Below are 7,832 nucleotides of genomic sequence, written 5' to 3'. Positions count from 1 at the left end.
CACACTATCGAGTTCTCAAAGAACACACACCCACCAACACCACCCCAACAAGAGGCGCTCTTCAGTGAGCTGCATGTCGAAGCGCTGCCTCAGTGCTGAGACAACTCTTCAAGTTTACCAGACTGAATTTCGGACTGCAACGCTGGGCTGCTGCCTTCTATCTCGCCTGGTCCGTAGATCTGCTCGGGACCGTGTCCCGGACAGTGCGTTTCCCCCAGTTCCTGTCGGCCCCGGGGGAGTTGCTCTCTGCGGTGCGTCGATTAAGTTACACAGGCGCGAACAGCGCGTCAAATCGCCTGGTCAGAGCGTTATCCGCGCTCCGGCGAAACTCTTCTTGCCGCGGCGCACCACCAACCAGCGCCCGTGCAGGAGTTCGCCGGCCTCCGGCCGCCACTCGGGGTCGGTGATCTTCACGTTGTTCACGTACGCGCCACCCTCCGTGATGGCACGGCGAGCCGCCTTGTTGCTGTCGGACAGTCCGGTGTCGACCAGCAGTTCGACGATGGTCGGTTGGGTTCCCGAGTAGTCGGCCACCGACGTCTCGCCCACGGCGGCGGCAAGGGTCTGCTCGTCGAGGTCCGTCAGCTCCGCCCGACCGAACAGGGCATGACTGGCCAGTTCGGCTGCCTCGGTGTGCTCGCGACCGTGGATGAGGGTGGTCATCTCCGCCGCCAGCCGTTTCTGCGCGGTGCGCAGATGAGGCGTCTCTGCGGTTGCCCGCTCGAGGGCGGCGATCTCTTCGCGACCGAGGAAGGTGAACCACTTCAGGTAGCGCACGACGTCGGCGTCTGCGGTGTTCACGAAGTACTGGTACCAGGCGTACGGGCTGGTCAGGTCAGGATCCAGCCAGAGGCTCCCGCCCCCGGTCGACTTGCCGAACTTCTTGCCGTCCGACGACGTCACCAGTGGCACGGTCATCGCGTGCAGGCTCGAGCCGTCGAGCCTTCGGCCCAGGTCGACACCGCCGACGATGTTGCCCCACTGATCAGAGCCGCCGATCTGCAGCACACAGCCGTGGCGTCGGTTGAGCTCGACGAAGTCGTTCGACTGCAGCAGCAGGTAGCTGAACTCTGCGTAGCTGATGCCGTCACTCTCCAGTCGTCTGCGCACCGTCTCACGCGCGAGCATGACGTTGACCGAGAAATGCTTGCCGAGGTCCCGAAGGAACTCGATCGCCGATAGCTGTCCGGTCCAGTCGAGGTTGTTGACGATCAATGCGCCGTTCGACGAATCGTCGATCGTCACGAAGCGGCTGAGCTGGCCACCGATCCGATCGGCCCATTGGGCCACCGTGTCCGGCGCGTTCATGGTGCGCTCCCCCACGTCACGTGGGTCGCCGATCAGTCCGGTCGCTCCGCCGGCCAACACGATGGGTCGGTGCCCGGCGAGTTGGAATCGTCGCAGCGTCAGCAACGGCACCAGATGTCCGGCGTGCAGACTGGCCGCGGTGGGATCGAAACCCGCGTAGAGCGTGATGGGTCCGCGGTCCAGTTCACCGCGCAACTCGTCGAGGTCGGTCGATTGTGCGATCAGACCACGCCAGGACAGTTCTTCCAGGATGTCGGTGGTCGTTCGGTCAGACGTCTCGGAGGTCACCCCACGATCTTGTCATCCGCCGCCGGGTCGGCGGCAGAAGACCTGGTTCCCGCGCTAGGCGCTGTCCGAACCGGACGCGGTGAGCCGGGCATGTTCGGCGTCGTCCACGCTGCGGGCCTCGTCGGCGAGCATCACCGGGATCCCGTCGTCGTCGATCCGGTAGGCGACCCGCAAGCGCGGGTTGTACAGCTCGTCACCGGCATTCAGGAGCGGTCCGTGATCCTGCGGACAGACCAGTCGCTCGCGGGTGATCGGATCGATCGCTTCGGCGCGTGACGTCACGTGGGTTCCACCTTCTCGGGTCACATCGTTCTCCGCTGACACGGGCATCCGACACTCTACTGCGTGCCGCCGCCATCCGATCCGGGAACCGATGTGACAACCCAATTCGCCTCTGCCGCAGCACTCTTGGTGTATCGGCGATAACGACCACCGGCATCGCGATACCACACTCGAGCTCCCGGCCTGGGCAGTCCGCGACGAGCCAGACCCGCAGTCAGCGGGCGGTACGAATCCGAGACGGGAAGTTCGTCGACAACACAGATCAGATGCGGCCGCTGCTCCGCGGGCAGACCGCCCAGACCGATCCGTAGTGCAGTCACCGTCAACGATTCCTGCTGCCCCTTGTGCGTCGCCATGGTGACCGCGGCGACCGCGACCTGATGATCGGGTTCGCCGACGCCGTACACGGCCACCTGGTCGATGCCGCGGACCTGTGAGAGCGCGAACTCGATCGGCGGACCGTAGACGAGACCGCCGGCGCTTCGGATCACGCTGTCGACCGAGCCGTGGAACCACAGGTCGCCTGCGACGTCACGCTTGAACAGATGCCCCGACACCTCCCACCGATCGTGCGGCGAGAACACGTCTCGCAGCACCGTCCCCGACGTGTCGAAGCGGTGTCGGGCACGCGCGAGCAGCAGGCCGATCTCCCCGGCCGCGGCACGTCGCACGAACCCGGAGTCGTCGACCACGAGCTGGTCGCGCACCACGTCGAAGGCCGCGACCTCGACCGGATTGGTCTCCGGCAGCGCCTGTCCCATCGATCCGATCTTGTCGCCGGAGACGTTGGCGAGGATCGCCGATCCGTCGGCGGTCGCGAAGAACTCGAGGACACGCGCGCGAGGGAACCCGTCGAGTACGTCCTCCCACAGCCCCGCGGGCATACCCGAGCCCATGAACAATCGGATCGGATTGTGCTTGCTGATGTGGAAACCGTCGCGGCGCACCACATCCCGCAGCATCGTCCACGTGTAGGACACGACCGTCACGCCGTAGCGCTGCACCTCGATCGCGAACGTCTCCGGATCGATTCGCTCCGACAACGCGATCCGCGATCGTCCGACCACGGTCGCCCCCAACGTGGTCAGCAGACCGGACGCGTGGTGCAGCGGCGGCAGACAGTAGACGGTGTCGCGATCGGTGAGTCCGGCCGCCGATGCCGCCCCGAACGCCGACATGGCAAACCGGTGGTTGGTGACCGGCCACGGCGCCAGTCGCCCACTCGAACGGGTGAACAGGACGAACGCCAGGTCACCGGCCAGGCCCGGATCGCGTCGATACCACGACGGGAGTTCCACCGCGCTCGGGTCGATCTTCTCCATGTCGATCACCGACGAACCGTCGGCCGCGTCGATGGCGCGCGCGTCGCCGCTGCCACCACCCAGGACCAGAACCCGGCCACAGTGTTTCGCGGCGACGTCGAGGTAGGTCGGATCGGTGATCACGACCGAGGTGTCCGCCAGCCGGAGCATCTCCGGGACGTCGCCGTCCGCCGACAGCAAGACCGCGACGGCACCGAGGCGCGACAGTGCGGCGACGACGACCAGGGCACTGGGTCGGGTCTGCATCATGACACCGACGTGCACGCCGGGCCGGATGCCGCAGTCCACCAGTCCGGCGACCACGTTGTCGATCCGGGTGTTGACCTGTGCGTGCGTCAGTACCCGATTCTCGAACAGGAAGAGTTCCTTGTCGGCCGCTCGCCGCGCGTTCTCGGACATCAGTTTGCCCAGCGAGATCCGGGTACCCGCCTGGATCTGGCCGAGCCGCAGCAACCGCGGGACGGTTCGCACCGACTCCTGGGCGACCGCTCGCGACGTCCGCTGCACCGCACCGGCCATCCCCAGCAGTTCGCGGGACACACCCGCACCCGCATCGGCCATCGAGCCGAGACCATGGGTGATCCGCGACGAGATGCTCACCCCGGTGCCGTGCGGAGCGGTACTCTCCTCCATCTCGTCGATCTCGGCCGGACGCTCCCCCGCCGATTCGCGCCACCGCACCCACTGCGCGGTCGTCGGCCAGGTGTGCGCACCCGCCGCACTACCCACGACGAGCCCGAAATGTCCGACCGGGAGGTCGGATTCGAAGACCTCGGCCCCCGGTGCGGCCCGGACGATCCCGCGCACCGCGAGGGGCTGCCCGATGTCGTCGGCCTCCCCAACGAACGCGAGCACGGGACAGGTGATCTCGGTCAACGACACGAGGTTGCCGTGGATGACGAACCCTCCCGTCATCATCCGGTTGTGCACCACGAACTGCCGCAGCAGTTCGGCGACGGCCGGCCCGGACCACGCCACCCAACCCTCGGCCTCGATGAACCGGCGCTGATCTTCGCGCGGCAACAATGCATCTCGGTCGTGCAGCTTGCGCAGGAAGGCGATCCGACTCCGCGCGGTCTTGACGGGGTCGACGAGCTGGAATCCGGCACGCGCCATCCAACCCGGAATCCACAATCGGTTGAACACCTTGTCGGCCAACAGTTCCGCCCCGGGCACCACCAGGTCTGCGGGCAAGCCCAGCGGTAGCGCGGCGAGCACGTCGACCGGGCTGCCGAAGGTGATGATGCTGGCAATGCCCTGCGATCGTCGGTAGGCGGCAGTCTGGTAGGCGAACATTCCGCCCTGCGAGTAGCCGCCGAGATGCACATCCCGGCCGGTGGCCTCGACGATCAGGTCGATGGCCCGACTCACGGCCACGATGTGATCGGCGAGGTTGCGCTCCATGCCGCCCTCTTCGGTGTCCGGGGACCCGAAGTCGACCACCCACGGAGTGATGCCTGCGCGGTGCAGGATGGACACCGCTCCGTTGTCGGCTGTCACGTCATAGACGTTGGCCGACACCATCATCGGCGGCACGAGCAGGACCTGCGGACCGCCGGGCGGACTGTCCGGGAAGTACCTGCGCAGCCGGAACATCCGTTCGGTCTCGACGACCGTGAACGGCGCCGGTTCGGTGCCGGTGTCGAAGCCGCCGAATCTCAGTACCTCGAGACCGTTCTGCGCGGTGGCGAGTACACGATCGACCGTGGCACCGAAGTCGGGCAGACCCGGAACTCCCACCATGGCGCTGGCCCCTCCCATCGTTCGTCGGGGTGATGCATGACACTGTACCGACCTCGTCACCTGACTCGCGGCCGGAGTGGGTCAAGCGTTCAAGACCAGCGTGTGCGCCGTTGCGCCACCTCGTCACTCAGCACCGTCAGCTGGCGTTGCACCTGCACAGATGCGGTTCCGCCGTGCGCACTGCGCGACTCGATCGAACCCCGGACGGTGAGCACCTCGCGCACCTCCGGCCGCAGCTGCGGGTTGATGCCTGCGAGGGTCTCGTCGTCGAGGTCGGCGAGGCCGACGCCCCGCTCCTCGGCCGCCCGCACGCTCGCACCCGCGACCTCGTGTGCAACACGGAAGGGAACACCCTGCCGGACAAGCCATTCCGCAATGTCGGTGGCGAGCGTGAACCCGGCCGGAGCCAGCTCGGCCATACGGTCCTCGTGGAATTCGAGCGTCGCGACGAGCCCGGTGATCGCCGGCAGCAGCAATTCGAGCTGTGCGACCGAATCGAACAGCGGCTCCTTGTCTTCCTGCAGGTCCCGGTTGTAGGCCAGCGGTTGCGCCTTCAGTGTGGCGAGCAGTCCGGTGAGATTGCCGATCAGCCGACCGGACTTGCCCCGGGCCAGTTCGGCGACGTCGGGGTTCTTCTTCTGCGGCATGATCGAACTGCCGGTGGACCACGCGTCTGCCAGCGTGACGTAGCCGTATTCCGGTGTGCTCCAGAGAATGATCTCCTCAGACAACCGGGACAGGTCGACGCCGATCATGGCGAGCACGAACGCACCTTCGGCGGCGAAGTCGCGCGACGAGGTCGCGTCGATCGAGTTCTCGGCAGGCCGGTCGAAGCCGAGGTCGGCGGCGATCGCCGCGGGGTCCAGACCCAACGACGATCCGGCCAGCGCACCGGATCCGTAGGGCGACACAGCGGTTCGACGATCCGCATCAGCGAGCCGGTCGATGTCGCGGATAAGCGGCTGCGCGTGCGCGAGCAGATGATGTCCGAGCAGCACCGGCTGAGCGGCCTGCAGATGCGTCTTGCCCGGCATGACCGCATCGGGATGGGCCGCGGCCTGCGCGAGCAGTGCGTCGACGACGTCGAGCAGTCCGACCGCGATCCGACGCATTGCGTCGCGCAGCCACATCCGGAACAGTGTGGCGACCTGGTCGTTGCGCGAACGACCGGCGCGCAGTCGACCGCCGAGCTCTGCACCGACCCGCTCGATGAGTCCACGTTCCAGGGCGCCGTGCACATCCTCGTCGCTGTCGGCCGGGACGTACGTCCCGTCTGCGACGTCGGCGGCGAGCTGGGTCAACCCCGCGAGCATGGCATCGAGGTCGGCGTCGGTGAGCAGACCCGCGTGGTTGAGCACGCGAGCATGCGCCTTGGACGCCTCGATGTCATAGGGTGCGAGCACCCAGTCGAAATGTGTCGACTTGCTCAAGGCGGCCATGGCGGCGGCCGGTCCGTCGGCGAACCGGCCACCCCACAGCGAACCCTCGTTGGTGGCGCCGGGAGCGGAGCGAGCGGGCCCCGTGCCACCTGCGGCGCCGGGAGCGGAGCGAGCGGGCCCCGTGCCGCCCGCGCCCTTCGGATCCGAGGTCACAGATCGAGGTCCCGCCTCGCGGCGATCTTCGAGGACAGTCCGTGCAGTTCCACGAAGCCGCGGGCGGCGGACTGGTCGAAGCTGTCTCCCTCGTCGTAGGTGGCGAGGTTGAAGTCGTAGAGCGACTCGCCGCTGCGCCGACCGTTGACGGTGATGTGGCCGCCGTGCAGCAGGAGGCGGATCTCTCCGGAGACGTGCTCCTGAGTGGAGCCGACGAAGGCGTCGAGCGAACGCTTCAGCGGCGAGAACCACAGTCCGTCGTAGACCTGCTCGGCCCACTTCTGGTCGGTGTGGCGCTTGAACCGGCCGAGCTCGCGCTCGAGGGTCACGTGCTCGAGTTCCTCGTGCGCGGTGATGAGCACCATGGCGCCCGGGGCCTCGTACACCTCACGGCTCTTGATGCCCACGAGCCGGTCCTCGACGACGTCGAGGCGGCCGACGCCCTGCGCGCCTGCGCGCCGGTTGAGCTCCTCGATCGCCTCGAGCACGCTGACCGGTCGGCCGTCGATGGCGATCGGACGACCCTTGTCGAAGGTGATGATGACCTCGTCGGGCGAGTTCCAGTTGATGGTGGGATCTTCGGTGTAGCTGTAGACGTCCTTGGTGGGCGCGTTCCACAGATCCTCGAGGAAGCCGGTCTCCACGGCCCGGCCCCACACGTTCTGGTCGATGGAGAACGGCGAACGCTTGGTCACCGTGATCGGGATGTTGTTCTCCTCGGCGAATGCGATCGCCTTCTCACGCGTCCACGCATAGTCGCGGACCGGCGCGATGACCTCGAGATCTGGTGCCAGCGAAGCGAATCCGACCTCGAAGCGGACCTGGTCGTTGCCCTTGCCGGTGCAGCCGTGCGCCACCACGGTGCCGCCGTGGTCGCGGGCGGCGGTCACCAGGTGCTTGGCGATGAGCGGACGCGAGATGGCCGACACCAGCGGGTAGCGATCCATGTAGAGGGCGTTCGCCGTGATCGCGGGCAGGCAGTACTCGTCGGCGAACTCGTCGCGCGCGTCCACGACGACGGCCTCGACGGCACCGCAGTCGATCGCACGCTGACGCACGACCTCCATGTCCTCGCCGCCCTGGCCGAGGTCGAGTGCGACGGCGACGACCTCCTTGCCGGTCTCTTTGCCGATCCAGCTGATCGCGACCGAGGTGTCCAAGCCGCCCGAGTACGCGAGTACGACGCGTTCCGCCATGTCTGTCTCCTGTCCATCGGCACCGTGGCGACAATCTCCTGTCGCGTGGTGGGTGCCTCGTAGTGATTGTGTCCCAGTTGCCACTGGGCTCGTGGTTGCTT

At 67.0% G+C, this 7,832-nt stretch carries 5 protein-coding genes; all 5 read right to left on the bottom strand.

Features of this window, described 5'->3' with window-relative positions:
• Nucleotides 1-300: 300 nt before the first annotated feature.
• The gene (gene tyrS / locus AAFP35_RS24450; RefSeq protein ID WP_419224271.1) at nt 301-1,596 is read right to left on the bottom strand and encodes a tyrosine--tRNA ligase; all 1,296 of its coding nucleotides are present in this window, start codon (nt 1,594-1,596) and stop codon (nt 301-303) included.
• Nucleotides 1,597-1,650: 54 nt separating this feature from the next.
• The gene (locus AAFP35_RS24445; RefSeq protein WP_419224270.1) at nt 1,651-1,878 is read right to left on the bottom strand and encodes a Trm112 family protein; all 228 of its coding nucleotides are present in this window, start codon (nt 1,876-1,878) and stop codon (nt 1,651-1,653) included.
• A gap of 56 nt (nt 1,879-1,934) precedes the next feature.
• Nucleotides 1,935-4,943, bottom strand: a complete 3,009-nt coding sequence (locus AAFP35_RS24440; RefSeq protein ID WP_419224278.1) for an AMP-binding protein — start codon at nt 4,941-4,943, stop codon at nt 1,935-1,937.
• A gap of 89 nt (nt 4,944-5,032) precedes the next feature.
• Nucleotides 5,033-6,421, bottom strand: a complete 1,389-nt coding sequence (gene argH, locus AAFP35_RS24435) for an argininosuccinate lyase (protein ID WP_419224277.1) — start codon at nt 6,419-6,421, stop codon at nt 5,033-5,035.
• 110 nt (nt 6,422-6,531) lie between these two features.
• The gene (locus AAFP35_RS24430; protein ID WP_419224269.1) at nt 6,532-7,731 is read right to left on the bottom strand and encodes an argininosuccinate synthase; all 1,200 of its coding nucleotides are present in this window, start codon (nt 7,729-7,731) and stop codon (nt 6,532-6,534) included.
• Between the last annotated feature and the right edge of the window lie 101 nt (nt 7,732-7,832).

The organism is Gordonia sp. CPCC 206044 (assembly GCF_048537895.1).
In the GTDB taxonomy this organism is placed as follows: Bacteria; Actinomycetota; Actinomycetes; order Mycobacteriales; family Mycobacteriaceae; genus Gordonia.
This window is presented reverse-complemented; position numbering and strand designations above follow the sequence as displayed.

Coding starts and splice junctions, on each gene's coding strand:
- AAFP35_RS24440 (WP_419224278.1), bottom strand. CDS start 4,943: ATGGTGGGAGTTCCGGGTCTGCCCGACTTCGGTGCCACGGTCGATCGT.
- AAFP35_RS24430 (WP_419224269.1), bottom strand. CDS start 7,731: ATGGCGGAACGCGTCGTACTCGCGTACTCGGGCGGCTTGGACACCTCG.